This is a genomic window from Vibrio pomeroyi (assembly GCA_041879425.1).
Lineage (GTDB): Bacteria > Pseudomonadota > Gammaproteobacteria > Enterobacterales > Vibrionaceae > Vibrio > Vibrio pomeroyi_A.
Map to the genome: position 1 here is coordinate 233,518 of CP090855.1, position 22,623 is coordinate 256,140.

General features: G+C 42.8%; 21 protein-coding genes. 5 read left to right on the top strand and 16 right to left on the bottom strand.

Features of this window, described 5'->3' with window-relative positions; translation table 11 throughout:
- Positions 1-10: 10 nt before the first annotated feature.
- Complete coding sequence (locus tag L0992_17045) at positions 11-379, bottom strand: phage protein (protein ID XGB69749.1); 369 nt, start codon at positions 377-379, stop codon at positions 11-13.
- Positions 380-1,519: 1,140 nt separating this feature from the next.
- Here L0992_17045 and L0992_17050 point away from each other — a divergent pair.
- Complete coding sequence (locus L0992_17050) at positions 1,520-2,788, top strand: GGDEF domain-containing protein (protein XGB69750.1); 1,269 nt, start codon at positions 1,520-1,522, stop codon at positions 2,786-2,788.
- 750 nt (positions 2,789-3,538) lie between these two features.
- Here the strand turns inward: L0992_17050 and L0992_17055 are convergent.
- From L0992_17055 to L0992_17095, 9 genes are all read right to left on the bottom strand, one after another.
- On the bottom strand, positions 3,539-3,691 hold the full coding sequence (locus L0992_17055) for a YoaH family protein (GenBank protein ID XGB69751.1): 153 nt from the start codon (positions 3,689-3,691) through the stop codon (positions 3,539-3,541).
- Between the two features lie 41 nt (positions 3,692-3,732).
- Positions 3,733-4,878 carry a conjugal transfer protein TraF gene (locus L0992_17060; protein ID XGB69752.1) on the bottom strand — a complete coding sequence of 382 codons (1,146 nt, stop codon included), beginning with the start codon at positions 4,876-4,878 and terminating at the stop codon, positions 3,733-3,735.
- Between the two features lie 50 nt (positions 4,879-4,928).
- Entirely contained in the window at positions 4,929-5,816 is an 888-nt protein-coding gene (locus L0992_17065; protein XGB69753.1) for a DUF2861 family protein, read from the bottom strand.
- The gene (locus L0992_17070) at positions 5,816-6,475 is read right to left on the bottom strand and encodes a response regulator transcription factor (protein XGB69754.1); all 660 of its coding nucleotides are present in this window, start codon (positions 6,473-6,475) and stop codon (positions 5,816-5,818) included. Before L0992_17070 ends, L0992_17065 begins: the two co-directional genes overlap by 1 nt.
- The gene (locus tag L0992_17075) at positions 6,450-7,922 is read right to left on the bottom strand and encodes a sensor histidine kinase (protein ID XGB69755.1); all 1,473 of its coding nucleotides are present in this window, start codon (positions 7,920-7,922) and stop codon (positions 6,450-6,452) included. Before L0992_17075 ends, L0992_17070 begins: the two co-directional genes overlap by 26 nt.
- A gap of 282 nt (positions 7,923-8,204) precedes the next feature.
- The gene (gene pntB / locus L0992_17080) at positions 8,205-9,602 is read right to left on the bottom strand and encodes a Re/Si-specific NAD(P)(+) transhydrogenase subunit beta (GenBank protein XGB69756.1); all 1,398 of its coding nucleotides are present in this window, start codon (positions 9,600-9,602) and stop codon (positions 8,205-8,207) included.
- Positions 9,603-9,612: 10 nt separating this feature from the next.
- On the bottom strand, positions 9,613-11,163 hold the full coding sequence (gene pntA, locus L0992_17085) for a Re/Si-specific NAD(P)(+) transhydrogenase subunit alpha (GenBank protein ID XGB69757.1): 1,551 nt from the start codon (positions 11,161-11,163) through the stop codon (positions 9,613-9,615).
- 391 nt (positions 11,164-11,554) lie between these two features.
- On the bottom strand, positions 11,555-11,836 hold the full coding sequence (locus L0992_17090) for an HlyU family transcriptional regulator (protein XGB69758.1): 282 nt from the start codon (positions 11,834-11,836) through the stop codon (positions 11,555-11,557).
- Between the two features lie 39 nt (positions 11,837-11,875).
- The gene (locus L0992_17095) at positions 11,876-12,244 is read right to left on the bottom strand and encodes a late competence development ComFB family protein (GenBank protein ID XGB69759.1); all 369 of its coding nucleotides are present in this window, start codon (positions 12,242-12,244) and stop codon (positions 11,876-11,878) included.
- A gap of 394 nt (positions 12,245-12,638) precedes the next feature.
- Here L0992_17095 and L0992_17100 point away from each other — a divergent pair, with 394 nt between their 5' ends.
- Positions 12,639-13,880, top strand: a complete 1,242-nt coding sequence (locus tag L0992_17100) for a GGDEF domain-containing protein (protein XGB69760.1) — start codon at positions 12,639-12,641, stop codon at positions 13,878-13,880.
- Positions 13,881-13,961: 81 nt separating this feature from the next.
- Here L0992_17100 and L0992_17105 read toward each other — a convergent pair whose 3' ends face one another.
- Both L0992_17105 and L0992_17110 read right to left on the bottom strand, forming a co-directional pair.
- Positions 13,962-14,972 (bottom strand): Solitary outer membrane autotransporter beta-barrel domain, encoded by a 1,011-nt coding sequence (locus L0992_17105; GenBank protein ID XGB69761.1) that lies wholly within the window; start codon positions 14,970-14,972, stop codon positions 13,962-13,964.
- A gap of 77 nt (positions 14,973-15,049) precedes the next feature.
- Positions 15,050-16,021, bottom strand: a complete 972-nt coding sequence (locus L0992_17110) for a diguanylate cyclase (protein ID XGB69762.1) — start codon at positions 16,019-16,021, stop codon at positions 15,050-15,052.
- 131 nt (positions 16,022-16,152) lie between these two features.
- On the opposite strand from L0992_17110, the gene L0992_17115 reads away from it, so the two are divergent.
- Positions 16,153-16,590, top strand: coding sequence for a DUF3069 domain-containing protein (locus L0992_17115; GenBank protein XGB69763.1), 438 nt, complete (start codon positions 16,153-16,155; stop codon positions 16,588-16,590).
- Between the two features lie 311 nt (positions 16,591-16,901).
- Here the strand turns inward: L0992_17115 and modC are convergent, their stop codons facing one another.
- From modC to L0992_17135, 4 genes are read right to left on the bottom strand one after another with little or no spacing between them, the layout of a single operon-like run.
- Positions 16,902-18,008 (bottom strand): molybdenum ABC transporter ATP-binding protein ModC, encoded by a 1,107-nt coding sequence (gene modC / locus L0992_17120; GenBank protein XGB69764.1) that lies wholly within the window; start codon positions 18,006-18,008, stop codon positions 16,902-16,904.
- Positions 18,005-18,703 (bottom strand): molybdate ABC transporter permease subunit, encoded by a 699-nt coding sequence (modB, locus tag L0992_17125; protein ID XGB69765.1) that lies wholly within the window; start codon positions 18,701-18,703, stop codon positions 18,005-18,007. Before modB ends, modC begins: the two co-directional genes overlap by 4 nt.
- Positions 18,704-19,462 carry a molybdate ABC transporter substrate-binding protein gene (modA, locus tag L0992_17130; protein XGB69766.1) on the bottom strand — a complete coding sequence of 253 codons (759 nt, stop codon included), beginning with the start codon at positions 19,460-19,462 and terminating at the stop codon, positions 18,704-18,706.
- Positions 19,463-19,518: 56 nt separating this feature from the next.
- Positions 19,519-20,985: a cobyric acid synthase gene (locus L0992_17135; GenBank protein XGB69767.1), complete on the bottom strand. Its 1,467-nt coding sequence runs from the start codon at positions 20,983-20,985 to the stop codon at positions 19,519-19,521.
- A gap of 275 nt (positions 20,986-21,260) precedes the next feature.
- Here L0992_17135 and L0992_17140 point away from each other — a divergent pair, with 275 nt between their 5' ends.
- Together L0992_17140 and L0992_17145 are read left to right on the top strand one after the other, a co-directional pair.
- A complete protein-coding gene (locus L0992_17140) occupies positions 21,261-21,656 on the top strand; it encodes a NirD/YgiW/YdeI family stress tolerance protein (protein XGB69768.1) in 396 nt (131 codons plus the stop codon).
- Positions 21,657-21,766: 110 nt separating this feature from the next.
- Positions 21,767-22,291, top strand: a complete 525-nt coding sequence (locus L0992_17145; GenBank protein ID XGB69769.1) for a hypothetical protein — start codon at positions 21,767-21,769, stop codon at positions 22,289-22,291.
- Positions 22,292-22,623 lie beyond the last annotated feature (332 nt).

Here is a 22,623-nt window from a genome sequence, read left to right on the forward strand (position 1 = left end):
TTTTCTAATGCTATTTTTTAATATTCGCTATCGCTCTGGCTAATCCAAGTAGATGGGTTGAGGTTTTAATCTCTAATTCAGATTGAATTCCCAAGAGCGCAATCCCTGCTAATATTTGTTGTGGCCTCACGACTTGGCCTGTCGGCAACTCCATACTGTCATATAACATTTTGAACTGTTCCCAATCATCACTTACGCTGAGTTCCCGACCTTTTGCCATACGCATAAGCCTTTTACACTCCGGAGGTATCGGTTTTCCTTCGTCCCAACCCGTGACAGTCCTCACAGTTTTAAAACACAGTTCAGCGACCTCTTCCTTTGTCATTTGGCACTCTAACTCTCGAAAAATGTAATTCTTACTCATTTCGCGATACTTCAATGATAAAACCTCTAAATACAAGAGGTTGCACTGAATTTATAAGATATGCACCATTAAACATAATCAGACATAATGCGTAGTGTTGGGCATTAAAATCTGAGACTATTCAGCACCTTAGCCCTTACGGATTTTGCACACAACGCCGGATTAAGTCCTTCATGTTGTGGGTTTTATGGATTTTCTCTGTCTATTTAAACGCGTTGACATGGCCAACGTCTACATCGTTCTAGACAGCAACTTTATAACAAGAACTTTTGTTCTGCCTGATTCAACTCATCACTACTTCTATTTACACCAATGATTAGAGGTACTGTGTGTCAATCTTGTGTGTATCGCTGTTCGTTTCGCTTCAGATTTCACACACACGAGCATGTTTTGAATCAACTCCACACGCTGAATTGTGTTTAGAGTTACCTGCCAATTCAGACTCGTTAGGAATTTCGTACGCTTACACAGTTCTCGAGAAAACTCTCATCATCCAGCAAGTACAATAAATCTTGAGCTGTATTTTCGAAAACTTCTTGGATTACACCTTCAATACCATATTCATGAAAAGACCTCGATTTATCCAAATAAATTGCGCTATCAGAAAAATCGATACATCCAGCAGCGGCGAATCCTGCCAGTTTAAATGCCTCATCAAAAGTTATTGGAGTGCCAAGCTTATACGACAATCGATTTCTAATGTTATTCACACCGCGTAGAAATTCCGTTCTGTTCTGAGCAATAGTCCTCTGCTTCCGTTCTTGTAGAAAAGTGACACTGCAACGCAAATGTACTCGAGAATTATAAGTATTATGACTGAACGTCCATTACATCGGGGCAAATTTGACTCCATAACCGCTCTCTTAGTTCTGTACGCAACAAAACATGCACCTCCCATTTAACTGTGTATTTATACAGATAAATTATTAACCCCGTAAAAACCGTACTTATTGATTAAATATCAAGCAAAAACAATATACGAGGGTGTTTTGATCTCATTATGAGTTTAATAAGTCTGTTTCCTGTATAAAAGTCGGCTGTTTCTTCGTTTTTGGATGCTACGATTCCACAACACCGCTATTCAAAAGTAATCTTTGGTTGCGCCAAAATAAGGCATCGCGCATAATCACACAGTCACGCGTACGGATTAATATTATGAGCGATAAAGCTTTCAGACAACTCAACATATTCCTTTCTGTTTTTTGCCTGGCAGTCACCCTGCTGTCGTTGATCTCTTTTCGTACGATCATGGATAAGAACTACATCATCACACCAGACAGATACCCGACCCTTGTTAACACTGACAGAGACCATGATGGTGGCACTATAGGCTCACTGTACAAGTCAAAAGATGAGGTTGAGTTACAGTGTGACTTTAAGCGAACTTATAGCGCTCCATTCTGCGAGATTGAATTCGTAATATCGACAGAGGGCAAAGGGCTCGATCTCTCTAACTATGATTCAGTCACTATCAACATGGATTACCAAGGCCAAGAGAACCCTAGATTTCGCTTCTACATTCGTAACTACGATGAGAACTACAGCGTTCAAGGGGACGCGATGTCTAACAAGTTCAATCGCTTAGATTTCTCGTTACCCGATATAGGCAACATCGATTTAGATTACTTCAATGTTTCGCTTTGGTGGATTGACTATTACAACCACCCTATTACTAATAGCGCGGTAGACATTACCAATGCCGTGTCCGTTGAGCTTGGACTTGGCGCTAGCACACTTGACGGTCACCATAAGCTCACGGTGAAAAGTATTGTATTCCATGGCAAGACGATGGACCGTGTTGTGCTAGGAAAGATGTTGATCGGATTATGGGTGATGTACGCGCTCTACTACATATCTTGTGCTTTATACATCGCCAAGCGAGCGAAAAACGTTGCGGCAGAACAAAGGCATTTGTTAACCCAAGAGATCGAAGAGTTAAAGGTAAAGGCAACAACCGACCCTTTAACTGGCTGCAGAAACAGAACAGAAGCGTTGGATACTTTCTATGATTTTGAACGTCTTGCGCAACAAGGTAAGTCGATTCATATCGCTCTATTCGACCTAGACCATTTCAAGCAAGTAAACGACCAATACGGCCATGAAGTGGGTGATCAGGTTCTGATTCAGTTTGTCTCTACAGCAACCGATAGCCTCGGAGAGCACTACTTATTGTATCGTTGGGGTGGTGAGGAGTTTTTACTTGTCTGCATCGATCAAAGAACGCTACAGTGTAACGAAAGTATCACTAGTCTCTATGATGCTCTTGAGCAAAGTTATTGGCCATTTAAACTTGCGATCACTGTATCTGCTGGATTTACACAACTGACACAGAATGAATCAATTCGTTCTGCCATTAAACGCGCAGATCAGGCGCTCTATCAAGCCAAGGACAACGGACGAAACCAGGTCGTTACGTCTTATTAAGGTTCGTGAGACTACAGCTAAAGCTATACAACACTCAATTAACGCTCTGTCGCTATCTGTATCGTATAGTAGCCAATAGATTCTCAACACCTGATAAACGAAGTCACAAATAAGCTTTGCTGACTCGACATAGCTACTCCGATCGACTCACACCTTTATACTCCCTCTTCTTACCCTGAATAACGCGACAGTACGACTCTCAGGGTGATTGTATCCTCCCAGATCACAGCCCTATTAAGAGCTTCTTTGCGTCTCTATGTTCCTAAATATCTATTCTTAAATTCGCATATTTGACCAACTAAGATTGGCTGAAGCCGAGTTAAATCGATCCCGCTATCGGTATTAATCAGTTCGGTTACTACTTATTTAGCTCTGTTCTTAGTTCAAATGCCAATCATCTATTCGCGCACATTCTCCTGATCATATGCTTTCAAAATCGAAGTCACAGCGTCACCAGACTGATAAAACGCCATATTTTTAACCACTTAGACATGGTGACATAAATTCTGACACCTAAAATGATAGTTGTTTTACTTTCAGATCTATTTGTAATTAAATTACAAATAGTAAGCAAGGCAAACCAACAAAGTGGATTACTCTGACGTAACTAACTGAATAAGCTCAATTTAAGCGTTTTGGACAGGTCGGGACTTAGGGTGAATAGAGTATTGGTATGAACGAGATAATATACTAGAGGGTAATATATTTAGTTATGGTGCACTAGATAGGTAAAAAAGAAGGGCTGATGCCCTACTCTTCTTTATTACTCATTTCTTCACGAATTTGCTCAGCAACGATTTTGATAGCTTGTGCTGTGCTGACGCCCTGAGTCATCATTTCTTGAATTCGTTCAACAGCTTTCTGTTGTTCTTCGTGAGAAAGGGTTGGTAAGTCGTTTAGCATGCTCTGCTCCTTTGTTTAGGAGCAGAACTATATAAGGACTGTTAGTAACTAGCAAGGAAATTGATTGAAGCACCCATCGCATTTTCATTCGTGTAGTTAGCACTGATATCTAACTGGAATAAATTAAGCGGAGACAAACCAATACCGGCTGTGACTGTTCCTTCTGAATCCGAATAAGCCAGGTTCTTGTAGTACCCTCCCCTTAACTTAAGCTGACGTAGCAAGTCGACTTCAGTACCCACACGAATCATCTGTTCGTTATCATCAAATGACGTGAACTTTTCTGTCTCATTCAAATCGTAATCGACACTTAACGTAAAGTAGTCAGACACGATACCAGCACCAACAGTGTATACCGGCTCAAGTTGGTAAGTGTATTTACCGCCTACTTGATGAGTTGCACCACTAGTGCTTGTGATTGTTTTTGAAGTATCTTTCGTTTCGATATCTCGAGAGATCAAGTTTGTTGCTGCAACACCTACACGAAACGGACCAAAGAACCAAAGCGCGCCAGCATCCATGTTAAATGCCGTCTCACCATCACCATTTTCTCTTACGTCAGACAAGTCGTAATCATTAACCGAAGCGATGTAATTGTACGTGTAAATACGTTGAATCTTAGGTGTGACACCAAATGAGATGTGTTGGCCCATAAAGGTTTGGTATTTAGCTAAAGAAAGACCAACTTCTGTAACACCGATAGAAACGGCTTCAACCGTAGATAACTCAAGCTTATCTGTATCTGAACCCGTGGTATAAACGTCAGGTGTGGCAAATGATTCTGTGTAGGCTTTTGCGAAAAGGTTTGCCGCGACAAACTGGTTTGGAAGAGCAAATGCGACAACACCACCGAGTTCAACGTTCGCTTGATTGCCATCGAGCTTATCAAGGGCAGCATTTAGATCTGCTGTGTTTGTTGCGTCGATAACATTATCGATATTCGATTTCATGTCATCAGGGTCGTTATAACTACCACCAAAACTTGGTGTGATCATGCCCATGTCATCGTTACGACGATAAATCGCAACCAACGCTGGGTTGTAGAATGGAGCGGTTAAGAAGTTTGCAGAAACAACACCAACACCACCCATCGCATCACCACGCGCTTCAATGGCGTAGTTTGCTGCTGAAAGAGGAAGACTGGCGAATGCAATTGACGCTGCGAGTAGTTTAGTAGTTTTTTTCATGCCGTTTATCTTTGTTAGATCCCTTACATAGTTAACGGCACAATTTTAAATTACTTTAACTCTTCTTCGCTAGAAATATCATAAGTTTTACTGATAGTTTGTGCTTGTTCTATCGCTATGTCACCTTGCCAACGCGAATGCACCATTGAAACGGCAAGTACGTAGCGATCATTGGGTAGATCTTCACCCGTAAGATTCATCGGGTAATCAGATTCATAACTCTTTCCCCAGACCTCTTCATAGTGTTCGTCGACATAATCGTACAAACCAACTTCAAGTTTGGGAAGTGGACAATAAGGGTTAAGCAGTTCTTTCTTATCGATACGCCACGTGTCTTTAGATGCCCAGCGAACTTGCTGACGCATGGCAACTTCACCAAGAATAACCCACGTGCTCCAAGAGTTACCGCCATCACCTTTCACGTTTAAACGATACAGACCTGAGTCAAGCTGAGACGCTAAGTTATAGCGCTTGCGATACAAGTTAACTGAGGCGTTGTTGACGACTTCGTTCTCTTTGGTGAATTCGCTATCAGACGAGACAACTTTATCGACCCATTTTTCGAAGGTGATATCTTGAATGTTGTTATCAGATTCGACCTCTATCGCAACACGGAATGTATCTCGCCCCGGGCTTTGAATGACGTGTCTTTTCACGACCACCGAACTGACCCAATCCGGTAATGTCTTTTTGGTGAGGGTTTTTCCACAATCTTTATTCAACGCTTGGTCAAACAATTCATTGAGGTGATCTTCTCGAGACTGAGAAGCATTGATCTGCCAAACTTCCACTAATGAATCAAACATCTGAGACAAATCGTTATCCAGTAGATGTTTGTGTACTTGGGTTAGAGCATCACTGTTCTTAAACCAATCTGCAGCGTGCGCGTTATTGAACACGCCAGACAGCAATAATAGTGGAAGTAAGGCTTTTTTCATTACGCTTTCATCTTGTAGCCAACGCCACGTAGCGTTTCGATTTCTAGACCCGGCAGTTTCTGTCTAAGTTGCAGAACGTGTGTGTCTACTGTACGTGTTGTTGGGAAGTGGTTGTAACCCCATACGTGATCAAGCAGCTCGTCACGAGTGAAAACGCGACCAAGGTTGCTTGCCAAGAACAATAGTAAGTCAAACTCTGTACGTGTTAATGTTACTTCTTGTTCGTTAAAAAACACTTCACGAGTTGCTTTATCGATAACAAGATTTTGAGCGATGACTTTTGATGCATCTTGTTCTTCAGCATCTGGTAAGCGAAGTTGAGCACGAATACGAGCAAACAGCTCTGCTTCTGCAAACGGCTTAGTTAGGTAGTCGTTAGCGCCTGAATCTAGGCCCGCTACTTTGTCCTTTACTGTAACTAATGCTGTTAGCAAAATTACAGGGATATCTTTCTTTTTCTTCCAACCAGGAAGTGAATCTACTGAGTCACCATCAGGAAGTTGACGGTCTAGGATAACCAGATCCGCTTGTTCCCAATAGCCTTCAACTTCAGAGATCAGCTCAGCATGCAAACATTCATATCCAGCTTGCTCAAGGCTAACTAATAAACCGTCAGCTAAATTTTTATCATCTTCAACGAGAAGCAATGTCTGTTTCACAAGGTATCTCCAAAATAAATGTTGTTGGGGGGCCGATAAGCGTCATGTGACCGCCCATTTTTCCGACCATAGATTCCACTATCGTCAGACCTAAACCGAGTCCACTCTTACTAACGAATGGCTTTCTTAGTTGCCCCCAATCTTTGCGGGACAAGTCTCCATTATCTATAACTTTGAATGTCAGCTTCTTGTCAGAAGTATTCAGTTCTAGTATCACTGGTGCGACACCGTATTTAACAGCGTTTCTGATCAGGTTATCGATACACGTCCCTAACCAATACACGTTTACTTTTGCAGCAATATCTTTGTTAACACGCAGTTCAATTCCCGGCGCGAAATCTTCTTCAACTTTGTACTGAAGCCACTCTTCGACACTCGGCACCCACTCTGTCGCAAGTGGTTGATTGTCTGACTGCAAATAGTCTTTACTTGCCTCAGCTAACTGTCTTAAACGACGAGTATCTTCACACAACCTGCGGAACTCATCATATACCGATTCTGGTAAGTGTTCGAACTCGCGTCTGAACCCTTCAACCGTCAATGACAAACTCGCAATCGGCGTTCTTAATTCGTGCGTTAGAATTTGAAGAACCAGCATACGGCTCTTCATCTCTTGTTTCTTACTGTTCCAACGATACACGGCCCAACCCAACACCAGCATGATGTTGGCGATCACCAAGATAAACATGGCGACTTGTAGCAGTTCTGAATGATCTTCTATTTCCCAACAGACGTTGCCACGTTGAACAAAACAGCTGTTTCCTTCTGAAGACAAACTAAACGACAACCCTGCAAGCGTGGCGTTTTCGTTCCAGACTGATTCTTTATACAGGTAGTATCTGTCGCCGCGTTTTACCCACATTTCGTCCAGTTCAACAAACATGCTCGCACCCGCCAATAGTGCAGTAATGGCTTCGTTATCCATCTGCTGCAGACGCGACAGCAATTCGTCATGTTCAGCGTTTGGTCGCTCTTGAATGTGCATATAGCGCTTCAAAGAATCGAACTTTTCTGGGTATTTCTCAACGTAACGAGCAGCGTAAGAGCCACCACCTGGGTGAATCAAACCACTACGACTAAACCAACGGTCTGAAAGCTTGGTGCCTTTACACATCGCACGTGTAAAGACCAAAGGCTCCGTGATCAAAGGGCTTAACGGTAACTTTCCGCTACACGTTTTTGATAATTGGTATAAGCGTTGGATGTCTTTTAGCGGATACTCTGCCGTTTGTGGCAGCATTGAAGACGGCATGATCAAGCGAGTTGGATAGTCAGCCTGAAGCAGTCGAATGTCATAAGATTCAACTGCCGTTTCATGATCAAAGAGTTTGGTGAAGTTATCGATACGCTCAGGCAAAGAGTCAGCAAAAGCATTTACTGACACTGACAATGTAGCGATAAGAAGCGTAAATTTTCTTTTGATGATCACAAACCAGCGCAAATTCATATAGATCAATCAAATATATACCATTCGCTATCAAAGATAAATTTTTAACCGCATGAAAAACAGTGAGAATGGCGACTATCAACGATTAATTCCATGATAATACGGTGGTACCGTGCATGCGTACTAGTTCGTTGATTTAATAACACATCAATCCAAGGGCGGAGCTTTCTTGATGATATCTTTGCGATTATATGTGAATGATTATCAAAGAATGACTTTCCGCCGAGCAAAAAAAGGAGCTCAAATGAGCTCCTTCGTTTACAAGTAATTTTAGAGCAGACCTTATAGGTGCTCTAGAATCCCCAGACAACTCTGTTTAGCATCGCCAAACAGCATCTGTGTGTTCTCTTTGAAGAACAGTGGGTTTTGGACACCGGCGTAGCCTGTGTTCATAGAACGTTTGAATACGATAACGTTTTGAGCGTTCCAAACTTCCAGAACTGGCATGCCAGCAATTGGGCTGTTTGGATCTTCTAGTGCTGCAGGGTTCACGGTGTCGTTTGCACCAATAACCAATACAGTATCTGTCTCATCGAAGTCATCATTGATTTCGTCCATTTCAAGAACGATATCGTAAGGTACTTTTGCTTCAGCAAGCAGTACGTTCATGTGACCCGGTAACCTACCCGCAACTGGGTGGATGCCAAATCGAACATTTACGCCCTGCGCTCTTAGCTTCTCAGTGATTTCGTGCACTGGGTACTGAGCTTGAGCTACTGCCATGCCGTATCCCGGAGTGATGATTACTGACTTAGAGTTCTTAAGCATGTCAGCCACATCTTCAGCTGAAGTTTCACGGTGTTCACCCTGCTCTTCATCGCCATCAGATACTGTGACTTCTTGACCAAAGCCACCAGCAATAACACTAATGAACGAGCGGTTCATTGCTTTACACATGATGTAAGACAGAATCGCACCAGACGAACCAACCAATGCACCGGTTACGATAAGCAAGTCATTCGCAAGCATGAAACCTGCCGCCGCTGCTGCCCAACCTGAGTACGAGTTCAGCATAGAAACAACCACTGGCATATCTGCGCCACCAATCGATGCCACTAGGTGGTAACCAAATGCGAACGCGATAAGGGTCATTACCATCAGTGCAAACATGCTGCCGTCTACTTTCACGAACATGATCATAAGCAGTGTTGAAACTACGATAGCCGCTAGGTTCCATTTGTGCTTGTGAGGAATGTTCAGTGCAGACGAAGAGATAACGCCGCGAAGCTTACCAAACGCAACAATCGAACCTGTGAACGTCACAGCACCGATAAATACACCAAGGAATACTTCTACTAGATGGATCACGTGTTCTGCATGAATATCAGCAGGGTTAAGTGACACAGCCGCTGGCGGATCGATGTAGCTGTTGTAACCCACAAGTACCGCTGCCATACCTACGAAACTGTGCAGAATTGCCACCAGCTCAGGCATTTCAGTCATTTCTACTTTTCTTGCGTAGTGGATACCAATACCACCACCGATCACCATTGCGATGATGATCCACACAATACCCGCTGAGTGAGGGCCAAAGATCGTCGCGATCAACGCGATTGCCATACCCGTGATACCGTAATAGTTACCTGCACGTGCAGATTCCTGCTTCGATAATCCAGCCAAGCTCATAATAAAGAATACAGCAGCAACAATATAAGCTGCTTGTACTAATCCTTCAGACATCTGTTACTCCTTAGTCTTTACGGAACATTTCAAGCATACGTTTGGTCACGGTAAAGCCACCAAAGATATTGATACTTGCAATTAAAACGGCAATGAAAGATAGGAAAGTGACGACGCCGCTTCCTTGTCCAATCTGTAATAGCGCACCTACCACAATGATCCCTGAAATCGCATTCGTTACAGACATCAAAGGCGTATGAAGAGAATGGCTAACATTCCAAACTACGTAATAACCCACCACACAAGCGAGAACAAAAACGGTAAAGTGAGATAAGAACGCAGCAGGAGCAACCGACGCTATCCAAGCGAATGCACCAACAGCAACCGCCATACCCGCTGCTTTCTTAATTGGAGAAACAGGTTCTGCAACTTTAGGCTCGGGTTTCGGCGCTTTTGGTTTCGCTTGTTGTTGAGGTTGAGCAGAAACTTGAATTGGCGGCGCTGGCCAAGTGACTTCGCCCTCTTTAACCACAGTAACACCGCGCAGCACAACATCTTCAAAGTCGATATTGATGTTGCCGTCTTTCTCTTTGCAAAGCAGTTTCAACAAGTTAACGAGGTTAGTCGCGTACAGCTGAGAAGATTGAGTCGGCAAACGACCAACCATATCGGTGTAACCAACAACTTTTACGCCATTCGCAGTAGTGATGACTTGATCCGCAACCGTGTATTCACAGTTACCGCCATTCGCAGCCGCCAGATCCACAATCACACTACCCGCACTCATGCTATCTACCATCTCTTTGGTAATTAGCTTAGGTGCAGGACGACCTGGAATCAGTGCCGTTGTAATGATGATATCAACGTCTTTTGCTTGAGCCGCATAAAGTTCTTCCGCTTTCTTATTGAATGCTTCAGACATCTCTTTCGCATAGCCATCACCAGCGCCTGTATCTTCTTGGAAATCAACTTCCAAGAATTCAGCGCCCATCGACTCTACTTGCTCTTTTACTTCAGGACGAACATCGAATGAACGAACAATCGCACCTAAGCTACCTGCTGCACCAATTGCCGCTAAACCAGCAACACCCGCACCTGCAACCAGTACTTTCGCTGGTGGAACCTTACCTGCCGCTGTAATTTGACCTGTGAAGAATCGACCAAATTCATGCGCCGCTTCAACAACTGCACGATAACCCGCGATGTTTGCCATAGAACTTAGCGCATCGAGTGCTTGAGCTCTTGAAATACGAGGCACAGAATCCATCGCCATCACATTGATGTTAAGACTGGACAATTGTTCCATTAATTCTGGGTTTTGAGCAGGCCAAATAAAGCTGACCAATGTTGCGCCATCTTTAAGTAGATCGATTTCATTATTAGATTCGTCAACGATCGGGGCGTTAACTTTAAAGATAATATCGGATTTCCAAGCTTCATCTGCGCTTACAACTTTTGCACCAGCTTGTTCATAAGCTGAATCATCAAAACTTGCTAGCGCACCTGCTTGTGATTCAACACAAACTTCAAATCCTAACTTTAGAAGCTGTTCGACCGATTTCGGCGATGCAGCGACTCGCGTTTCACCAGCGAGCGTTTCTCTTGGTACACCTATCAACAAATTAGACTCCTTGTGTATCAATTTGTGATTATTATTCTTACCAAAGACAAATTAAAGAGGTCGTAAGCGCACTTGGCTACACCAATTTGCATAGCGACACTTCAACTATTGGCACAATGACTTATTCGTTTGTATCTAACGACAACTAATACTTCAAGCGTTTTGTTCAAAGAACAGAAAAAGTTATTACTTATAACGATTTGGATAGAATTTGAGCGCTTAATTTCGATAAATGAAGGCCCTCTCGAATAAAGAGGTCAAACCACTTGCCAATAATCCTTTTAATAACAACCGACTAGCTGTTCTTTATCCCTAAAACTAAAAAGAGCTTTCAGCATATACACTGAAAGCTCTCTAAATTATGACCAACATCAATTCTAACCCTAATTGGCTAGCTAAATATGTTGTCGCCCATTTGGTCGATGAACATCTGCGATTTCTTGAGCATCAGTTCGTTGGCGTCTTCTTTGTTTGAAACAACATCTGAACGAATAAAACGATGAGTTTTAATTTCACCGTCAATTTCTTTCTCGATTCGCCCAGCAACACGGTATTGACCAGATTCAGCAATGGCATCTTGATAGATATTGAAGCCTTTATATTCGACTGGCTCAATTTCTACTTTTTGTTCGGTTTTTTCTTTGCCACCAAATAATCTAGAAAAGAATCCCACGTTTTTTACTCCTTAAATGACCGTACTGACACTAAACTATCATGACTGTTTACGGTTCAACAATGGCTTTTCATACCATTGCAATTCTACGTCATCATCAAAATTGTGTTGACTAAATATAACGGGCACATTGTCGTTACGTTCACGTCTTCGATCGTCAATAATCATACTTTCTGCATTTTTGACCGCAATCTCACTATTACGTTTGTAGAGCACCAATTTGTCTTCGGGCAGCGCTGAAAGAAAATCGATATCGAAACGAATGTAGATTGGTTTAAGCTGACCTAAAGCCAGACACGCAAGATCGGCCAACTGTTCGTTGGTATAACTAGACACATATTCCTCGGTAGCCAGAACGTGGCCGACCAAAGTTTCCATATAGTTGTGTACATCCACACTTATTTGCATACTACACCTCCATTTGTAGCGGTTGTTTATGACCTAGTACTGAACAATGAACAACCTAATCGCAAAACTCACTGTAACGCCGTTACAAACCTTACTCGAACTTCATTACAGAATTACATTTCTTGCTTGTTGCTCATCATGTAACCATTAAGTACAAACCACCTAGGTTTTGTTAAGTATCTATAACGACTAATTAATTTCTCATATATACTGTGTAGTTCGTTCTATGGTTAATAGCAACTCAAATACATATAAAAATGGTTGCACCAATAGCGACCTATGGCTATGTTTTTACTCTCATTTAAGCAAAATGCTTGGCAATCGCTTGTTTAACCGTATCCTACGTATAGTATTAATTAATAAGATCATCATTATAGTTAGGCTCACCACATAAATGGCATCATCTTTTGTAACGTCGAGCATGTTTCGATTTTGCTTCCCTTTACTCCTTCTAGCAATTTTACTTGCAGGTATGAACAACGTCATTCTTGTGACGGATTCAAACTTAGGGTTTGCTAGCAACCTCCCATATATTTTATTGAGCGTTGCGGTTTTACTGTGCCACACATTTAAACAAGGTCGAATGGCTATGGTGTCTGTCACCATGCTGCTCGCCTACCTGATCATCCAAGTTCGCTTACAAACGCCTCTCAATACTGGGACAACACTATTAGAGCTCTCGTTGCTTGCAGCACTAGTACCTGTTACCTGCTTACTGGTGTATGCCTTCCCCGATAACGGCGTTAACTCAAAGTCGATGTTTCTATATGCCTTGGTTCTTGTTCTATTTATGGTTTGGGCGCAGCTGATAGTGTCTCACTTCCATGCCGGAGGTTTTGAATCATGGAGCGAAGGGATTCTGTTCATTGTTAGGGATTTCTCAAAACTGCCCTTTGTATTGGTTCTCTATAGCCTATGCTTGCTCGGTTTAACTTCGATTTTGGTTCTAGTGTACAACCGAGCGATCGATGTGGTGGTCTACAGCGCTATTTTACTCGCGTCATGTACATTCATCTTTTTTGACGTGCAGTACATCTCAAGCACTATGTTTTCTCTGTCAGGGACCTTGATTATCATCTACGTGATGTCTGCAAGCCACGACATGGCCTTTAATGACCAACTGACTAACATCCCTGGCCGTCATGCTTTAGAAGTGGACATGAAACACTTAGGGCGTAAGTACTCAATGGCGATGGTCGATATCGATCACTTCAAGAAATTTAACGATACCTACGGGCATGACATTGGCGACGATGTGTTGAAGCTAGTCGCTCGCATATTGAGAGAAACAACTGGCGGTGCGAAAGCTTATCGCTATGGTGGTGAAGAGTTCACGATCATTTTCAAAGGTAAGCACACCGATCAAGTAAAAGAGCATCTGCAAGTTTTGATTTCTGAGATTCAGAATTACGACATGATCATTCGTAATACAAACGACCGCCCTGATGACCATGAAGTAGGAATGAAAAAACGTGGCAAGAATGGCAAGCCAAATGAAGTGGTGAATGTGACTATCAGTATTGGACTGTCTGATAGTACAACCACCAGACACCCTGAAGAAGTGTTGAAGCTTGCCGATAACGCGCTCTACAAAGCCAAAGAAACCGGCCGAAACAAACTGTGCGTTAACAGTTAACGTTATAGCTAAAAGATCGAGTCACTTACGGCAAACTATTCATTGTAAAGCAGCTTATGCTTGGTGGCACTTAGTAATTGTTTAATCTTGGTTAAAGAAGATCACCAAGCTCCCGCCTTTCAAACTGCTTCCGTAATTGATCGTAAAGCCAATGCCCACATTATCGACCCATTCGTTAAATAGGTTTGGGTTAAGCAGCCAGCCTACACTGCCCTCGTAATACGACGTTGTACCCATAGGCACGACGGTATCACCACCAATATCAATTCTCTTGATGCTCGAATACATGGACGTAATGTTCTTATCCCAACGAACTAAGTCATAAAAGATCTTCGCTTCATTGGCGATGTACCAACCTTCCGGGTGGCCTACATTACCGTTATTGGCGTCTCCCCAACCGACACCGTTGAAATAATGCCAACTAGTGCTGAGTTTATATTTGCCCCAATTATTCTTGTCTTCATAGATCAATTTAATCTTAGGTTCTACTATATAAGCCCAAGCGTCAGTATTGAGATAAACCCCATCAATCGCATCAACCAAAGGCTGGGGTACATTACCGCGATAATCGTATTCATTGCGATAATATGATATGTGATTGCCAATACCAGAATGAAAGCTCCAGTATTCATCTAATTGGGCGACATTCGAAAACTCAACATACCCCGAAATGACTGTCTCTTTTTGAAAATCAGATACGGACGCTGATGAATAGTTGACTTCATTCTCTGTGCGCAATGCAGACAGACGTAGCGTCACCTCTTGATGGTTATCTTCAATAGTGGCGGGTAATTTGAAAGTATAAGGTAGGCTGAGAGAGGCCATATTTTGTCTTCTGCTTACCGAATCACTCGAGCCAATGTCATCATTGTCTAGGCGAAATACTTCGTTTGGATCAAAGTTATTGATACCAAAAGTAAATACGTCGGTGTCGTTAAGAAGCACGCTGGTTGCAAAATTTCGCTCAATCTCCTTGCGGACAAGATCAGATATCGTATCTGCAGAAGCTACGGAAGGAACAAGTAAACAGAATACAGGGACAACCAGTGTCCGACATGTATTCGCCAAAGAAAATGGCTTTGAATGTGGCATTTCTCTTATCACTAAAGTACTTCCTAGCTCAAACGCTAATAGAAGTATAAATTCAAATTTCTAAAAGAGCTCGCTAACTAACGAGCAAGCTCCAAAATATTGCGTTGTATGAAGGTGTTTCTGCCACTTTGCTTTGCTTGGTAAAGAGCTTGGTCAACCTTTTCGTATATAGAAGCGATGGACTCGTCACCTTCAGGAACAAATGAGAGTACACCTTGTGACGCTGTCACCCTATCTGATACGGTGGAGTGCTCATGGGCGTAGTTCATCTCATGCAATGCTTCTTTTACTCGAGTCGCGTGCAATTTGGCGGCTTCGCTGTCCGTGTCGCTTAAGATCAAAACAAACTCTTCACCACCGTAGCGGCCAACAAACTCACCCGCACGAACGAACAGTTGTTTCAAGGTATTGGCAAGCCCTTGTAAGCACTTATCCCCTTGAATGTGGCCGTAATTATCGTTGTAAGGTTTAAAGAAGTCTACATCTAGAAGTATGACAGTCATGGATATATTACGTCTTCCGTGCCACGCAATGCTCTCTTCAAGCTTAGTATCCATATATCGACGGTTGTATAATTTGGTTAAGCCGTCTTCGTTGGCTTGTTGTTGCAGGAGGATATTGAGTTCTTCGAGTTTCGCGGTACTTTGTTTTAACTCACGCCTCATGTGCGCGATGCGTTGCATCGCAATCAACTTAGAATTGAGGACCACTTTATTGACCGGCTTGATAAGGTAATCATCACCACCAGCATCAATCGCTTTGGCGATCATTTCTGGTTCTTCATGACCACTCAAGAAGATGATAGGCACCCACTCTGGAAACTTTCTGCGAACCTCGTTAGCGACCTCAAAACCGTCCATGTCTGGCATGCTAATATCGAGTAAAACAAGTTCAGGATCAAAATCAGAATAAACGTTCAGGGCTTCTTTTCCGCTACCGACAGCTTCCACGATATGACCCAGTTGTTTGAGTCGAATAGCAAGTTGCATCCTGTCTAGTTGAACATCATCAACCAGCAATATGCGCATCGAAGATCCCTTTTCTATCATCACATCACCTTTATCTAGTGTTGAATATTCACAGTAGCTCAAATTTGGGCTTAAATCATGCCCTAATCTCTATATTATATTGACTTTTTTACAGATCTTTTTAGCATTGTTTCTTTTTAAAGAGAAATACTATGTCAGACGCTACAAACAACGAAGTACAAGAAATCGATTTAACCACTATCTCGCCAGAGCTTCGCCAAGTTATCGAATTTGATGAAGTGCCTAAAGAGATGCACAACATGGTTACTTCTATTCATGAGGTGTCTGAAGAAGCAGTGCGTGAAACTTGGAGCAGCCTTCCAGCAAGCGCACAAAATGTTTTGGACAACTTCGAGCAATTCCACGCTCTAATCTCTGTTAGCCAAGCTTTTGCTGGCGTAAACATGATGGAAGAGTTCCCTACTCTTAAACTTCCAGAAGGCATGACTGACGAAGAGAAAGAAGAGTACCGAGCTCAACTGCTAGACCAAATTTTACATAACTGCGTAAAAGACATGGCTAAGCAAATCAAGAAAGCTCGTCGTGATGCTATCTTGAAGCGTGATTTTAAAGAAGTTTTTACTAAGTAAGTCGCTAAGCGCCTAACTTTAGGCTAGCGCCAACAGTAATACTGATGACTAAGCCGCATGTTGCTTCAGCAAGCGGCTTTTTTGTACCTGCTGCTTTTTCTCTTCGTCAATTATCTGTTTACTCATCGATATTTCACCTCGTTAAGCCATTGCATAAATAATATGACTTTGCACTCATACAGTGTGGCTCAAAACTGGCAGTTATACCGTATAAAAATGACGCATGTCTCCATTCATGGAATAAAGATCGTATTTTCAGAGCCTAGGACCGACGACATCACGACAATATCGAAATGCAGAACTTGTCAGATTTAATGTGTCACCGCGATATCTCGTTGAGCAACACTCACACCTTTGATCTGCGCATAAACGCGTTGGCCAATTTCTAGATTAAGTTCGTCCAATGCCCACAGAGTGATGGTTGCCCATAAGTAGCATCCAGGCTCCAACTCTAATTCAACGGCCACACTCTGCTTGTTCGTGCCCTGCTGGTGAGTCTCTACGCTTTTAATGGTCACAGGAAGGATGTTACGTATAGATGTGCCTTGCGGCTGTTCTAGCGTGATTGAGACATCATTTGCCCTAACTTGCAGCCTAACTGTCGCACCTATTTCACTCGATACCTTCTGAACCCATAATGACGTCGATTTTCCAAGCGTTAATCGAGACAGCGCATAATCATCATTGTGGTCTGCGAGAGTCGCTTCAAACAACGAGCTTTGTTCCGAGAAGGATTGCCAAGGCTGCATCGCTCTTGATGCCCATACTTCTTCCGTGACACCCGAAGAAATCACTTTGCCTTGATCGATAATGACCAAGTGATTCGCCAAGCGTAAGATCTCATTAAGACTGTGCGTGACATAGATAATTGGGATTTGAACGGTTTCGGATAAGTTCTCCAAAAACGGCATCACTTCACGCTTACGAGGTAAGTCGAGAGAGGCTAAAGGCTCATCCATCAACAGAATACTCGGCTTAGACAACAAAGCACGGCCAATCGCCACACGTTGCTTCTCGCCACCTGACAAACGTGCAGGATAACGATCAAGTAATGAGCCCAAAGACAACAATGACACGATTTGCTCAAAATGCCCCTTATCAACGCCTTTGATTCCGTATTTGAGGTTCGCTGACACCTTCATGTGTGGAAACAATCGCGACTCTTGGAACACATAACCCACATTACGTTTGTGAGTCGGCAAGTTAATGCCCTTGTCACTATTAAATAAGGTCGTACCTGATACGCTGATCAAACCTTTGTCTGGCTGTTTAAGACCGCTAATCGCATTAATAAGAGATGTTTTACCCGCACCAGAACGACCAAAAATAGCCGTAATACCGCTACTTGGTAGTGATAAGTCGATATCGAAGAAAGTTTCGCCAAGCTGTTGTTGGTATTGGAGGATCAAAGCACTCATGCATTACCTCCTAGTCGTTGTGCCGACTTCTTATTGAGCCATTCAGAGAGCATCAATGATCCCAGCGCTATCACAATAGAAATCATACACAAACGTGCCGCTTCCATTTCTGCACCAGGGGTTTCAATAAAGGTGTACATAGCCAAAGGAATGGTTTGGGTTTCACCAGGGATATTTGAAACGAAACTGATCGTCGCGCCAAACTCACCTAAGCTTCTTGCAAAAGAAAGCATGGTGCCAGTAATGATCCCTGGGATCATAAGAGGCAATGTAATTGTGAAGAACACGCGAATAGGCGACGCGCCTAATGTGGCTGCCGCTTCTTCCAATTTGCTGTCGACCGTTTCTAGGCTGAGTCGGATAGAGCGAACCATTAAGGGCAACGCGACAACAACACACGCCAATGCCGCTCCCTTCCAACTAAAGCTGAATACAATACCAAACACCTCATTGAGCCAAGAACCAATGATGCCTTGTCTGCCCATCATCACCAGCAACAAATAGCCAATGACCACTGGCGGAAGAACCAAAGGCAGATGCACGATGCTCTCAACAATGCTTTTGCCAGCAAATTGTTTCTTAGCAAGCAGCCACGCTAAGCCAATGCCGATAGGAATCAACCATAAGATGGCAAACCCAGCAACTTTCAAGCTCAGCATTAAGGCTTGGTATTCGTATTCCGATAAGTAACTCATTTAACGCACTTCAAATCCAAAACTGTTCAAAATGTCCTTCGCTTTTTCTGTGTCTAGGAAAGTATAGAACTCTTCTGCAATCACTTTGTCACTCATTTTCGCTACAGGGTAACGTATTGGAGTATGCAAATCAGACGGGAACGTCTCTATTAGATTCACTTCTTTAGAGAGCAGCGCATCGGTTTTGTAGACAATACCGAGTTTCGCTTCACTGCGTTCGACTAAAGCCAATGCCATACGAACATTGTTACTTGGTGCTAATCGAGTGCTCACATCATCCCATACACCTAACGTTTCTAATGCTTCTTTCGCATAGATACCCGCAGGAACCGACATTGTGTTGCCTACTGCAAGTCTTTCATTCGTCAGTAGTTTAGTCCATTGGTCACCCTGTGAGAGATCCAACGATACAGAAGAACCTTTAGGGGCAATCAGCGCAAGCTCGTTCTCACATAAATTCGTGACATTGTCACTAGCAACGTATTTCCGGTCGACTAAATGCGTCATCCATTTTTCATTGGCTGAGATAAAAATGTCTGCTGGAGCCCCTCTTTCAATCTGTCTCACCAAAGATGATGTGCTGGCATACACAGGGATAACATCAACCGTATGGTTCTTTTCAAACTCTTCAACTAATAGGTTAACCGCGTTGGTCATGGACGATGCAGCGTAAACTCGTAGCTTTTCTGCCGCTAAAAGATGAGTCGAGCTCAACGAAGCCGTTAATGCTAAGGTGACAAGGGTGACTAGCTTTTTCATTGTTCTCACTTATCTATTGTTCGTTTGATTTCTTAACCGATATTTCCAGTTCAAACCTAGGCTTTAAGCTCAGGCCAAAGCAAATCAAGATTTAAGTGCTCTTCGATAGCATCAGCGATTCGATTAATACCCAACTCTTTAAGTTGTTCATGGTCAATCGCGGTTACATCACTGGCTCCTGCCCATTCGCAGATCAAAGATAACGCATCACTGTTATCAAATACGCCATGCAGGTAAGTACCAAAAATCGAGTTGTCTTGATTTACCGCGCCATCAAGGTTGCCTGATTCTAACTGAACCGGTGAAGCCGTTTCATTGACATCAGTCCTACCTACGTGAATTTCGTAACCTTTTACTTGTGCTGTTTTTCCATCTAGCGTCATGGTGCCACGCACGTTAGTTAAGGTTTTCTGCTGCGTTAAGGTCGTTTCAGTATCAAGATACCCTAACCCTTCACTACTACCAGGTTCGCCCTCGACACCATCGGGATCGTGCATGATGTTTCCTAGCATTTGGTAACCACCACAAATGCCCATCACTTTGCCACCTAAACGTAAGTGACGTTGAATATCTTTATCCCAACCTTGCTCTTTTAGGTAATCCAAATCGGCTCTTACTGACTTTGTACCCGGCAGGATGATCAAATCCGCGTTGTTAACACGCTCGCCTTTGCCAACGTAACGTAAATCAATCGAAGGATTGAGCCTTAGTGCATCAAAGTCCGTGTGATTGCTGATTCTGGTTAGCACCGGAACCACGACCTTAAGCTTAGCTTCTCCATCAGACTCTTGAGCAGACGTAATCGCATCTTCCGCTTCAAGGTTAAAACCATGCAGGTATGGTAATACGCCAATTACTGGCTTACCGGTTTTCTCTTCTAACCAATCGAGACCCGATTGAAGCAACGCGATATCGCCTCTAAAACGGTTAATCACAAAGCCTTTGACGCGAGCTTGTTCAGATTCAGATAACAAAGCTAATGTGCCGTAGAGATGCGCGAACACGCCGCCACGGTCAATATCAGCCACGATGATGACTGGGATATCCGCTTTCTCCGCAAATCCCATGTTAGCGATATCATTTTCACGTAGATTGATTTCAGCTGGGCTGCCCGCACCTTCAATCATCACGCTTTCGTATTCAGCAGAAAGTCGGTCAAATGAATCGATTACTGTATTCATCGCGACTTTCTTATAATCGTGATAACCCGTCGCTTCCATATTACTCAGGGCACGACCTTGAAGAATCACTTGTGCACCCGTGTCTGAATTTGGTTTGAGCAATACAGGGTTCATGTGAACCGACGGTTCGATATTGCAAGCTTGCGCCTGAACCGCTTGCGCGCGACCAATTTCACCACCATCTTTTGTCACTGCACTGTTTAGAGCCATGTTTTGTGGCTTGAATGGTGCCACTTTGATGCCTTTTCTGGCCAATACACGGCATAAACCTGCCACCAAAACACTTTTTCCGGCATCTGACGTTGTCCCTTGAACCATAAGGGCGCTTAATGGTGCTCGCATTCGTACTTCAATCCTTAATGTTTTATTCAATTTATAGCGATAGGCATTCTTTTACTTCCACCATCTTAACGCCATTGCCGAGTAGATGCTCAATAAAATGAATGGAAAATGAATACCTTACTCACTCTGGATTCAACCCTAGTGTTGTTTAATAGCTCCATCGAAACGCAGCTTACAAACGAAAATAAGCGCATCAACAAAAAACTTACTAACAAAAAGAAATGTTTCAAATTCAGAAAAACGTTTCTAACAAAAACAACATTAAGGGATTCATCATGAAAAAAACTGTATTAGCTATCGCAACCACTATTATTCTTGCTCCTACTTTCGCAATGGCTGGTGACCACCATAACAACACAAACAGTAACAGCAACAAACACGAGAGCCCTATTGCTTACACAGGACCAATTGAAACCGTATCTGTTGCAACACTGCTTGCAGACACAAGCATGTTCTCAGAGCAGGACGCAATTGTAGACGGTAAGATTGTTCGTCAGCTTAAGAATGACACGTTTATCTTCTCTGACGGCCAAAGCGAAATTCAAATTGAGCTGGATGACGATATCCACCTAGCACAACCGCTAACGGCAGATACTAAAGTTCGTATCTTCGGTGAGTACGAAGGTGGTAAAACACCAGAGATCGAAGTTGACCACATTCAAGTGTTGTAAGCTTCAAAACTCAAAGATCTCGCTTTAAATAACGAGCTTCAATAAATTGGCCTGCATATTGCAGGCTTTTTTGTATATACTGCCGAAAATACAATTTATATGGAGTCACCATGCTAGGTCGCACAAACAAGACTGTCCTTCTGGGGTTAGCTGCACTGTGTTCATTCTCTGCGTCTGCAAACAACTTTAACTACAACACATTCGAGCTACGCATGGGTACAAGCCCGAGTACTTTCGGTGGTGAAGTGACGACAATGTTCACCCAGAACTCTCACTTTGTTGCACGTATCGATTCTGAGTTTGAGAGCGATTGGGATGCGGCTGTCGGTATGGGATTTAACGGTCCAATTAATCAATTTGCTGACGTTACTGGTCAAATGCTGTTACACAACATTGAACGTAATGACGATAACCATATTAAAACTGAAATCAACATCGGTTTAAGAGCTTGGCTAATGGCGAACGTTGAAGTTAACGCACGTCTAGGTCAGCTGATCGACAACGACGACACTCGTTCAATTGTTGGTGTTGGTGCGCGTTTCCACTCTACTGATCAACTTTCTGTTGGCCTAGATATGCGAAACAATGGTACTTACGGTCACCAAATCCTAATGTCAGCTCGATTCGGTTTCTAGAACCAATAAACAGTTCAAACATGGTAAGTAACTGATTTAGTTACAGTTAACTTACTGTGCCAGACTTCAAGGCTAATCGATTTTGATACTGATTAGCCTTAATTACCCTCTTATTATCCCCTGTTTTGTTTCGATCTTTTTGAGACAAAAACCTAAAATCCTTTCGATTTTTCTCCGCACTAAATCTTTGTTTTAAAGTTATTTTTATATAACAAATTTATTAATAAAAGGTAATTGATAAAACCACTTTACGGTAGTACGACGTACTGCTACTCTCTTCCAAAATTCAAACAGAGTGAAGTACCGTAAATGGGTTTTAGCAACATTTCAAT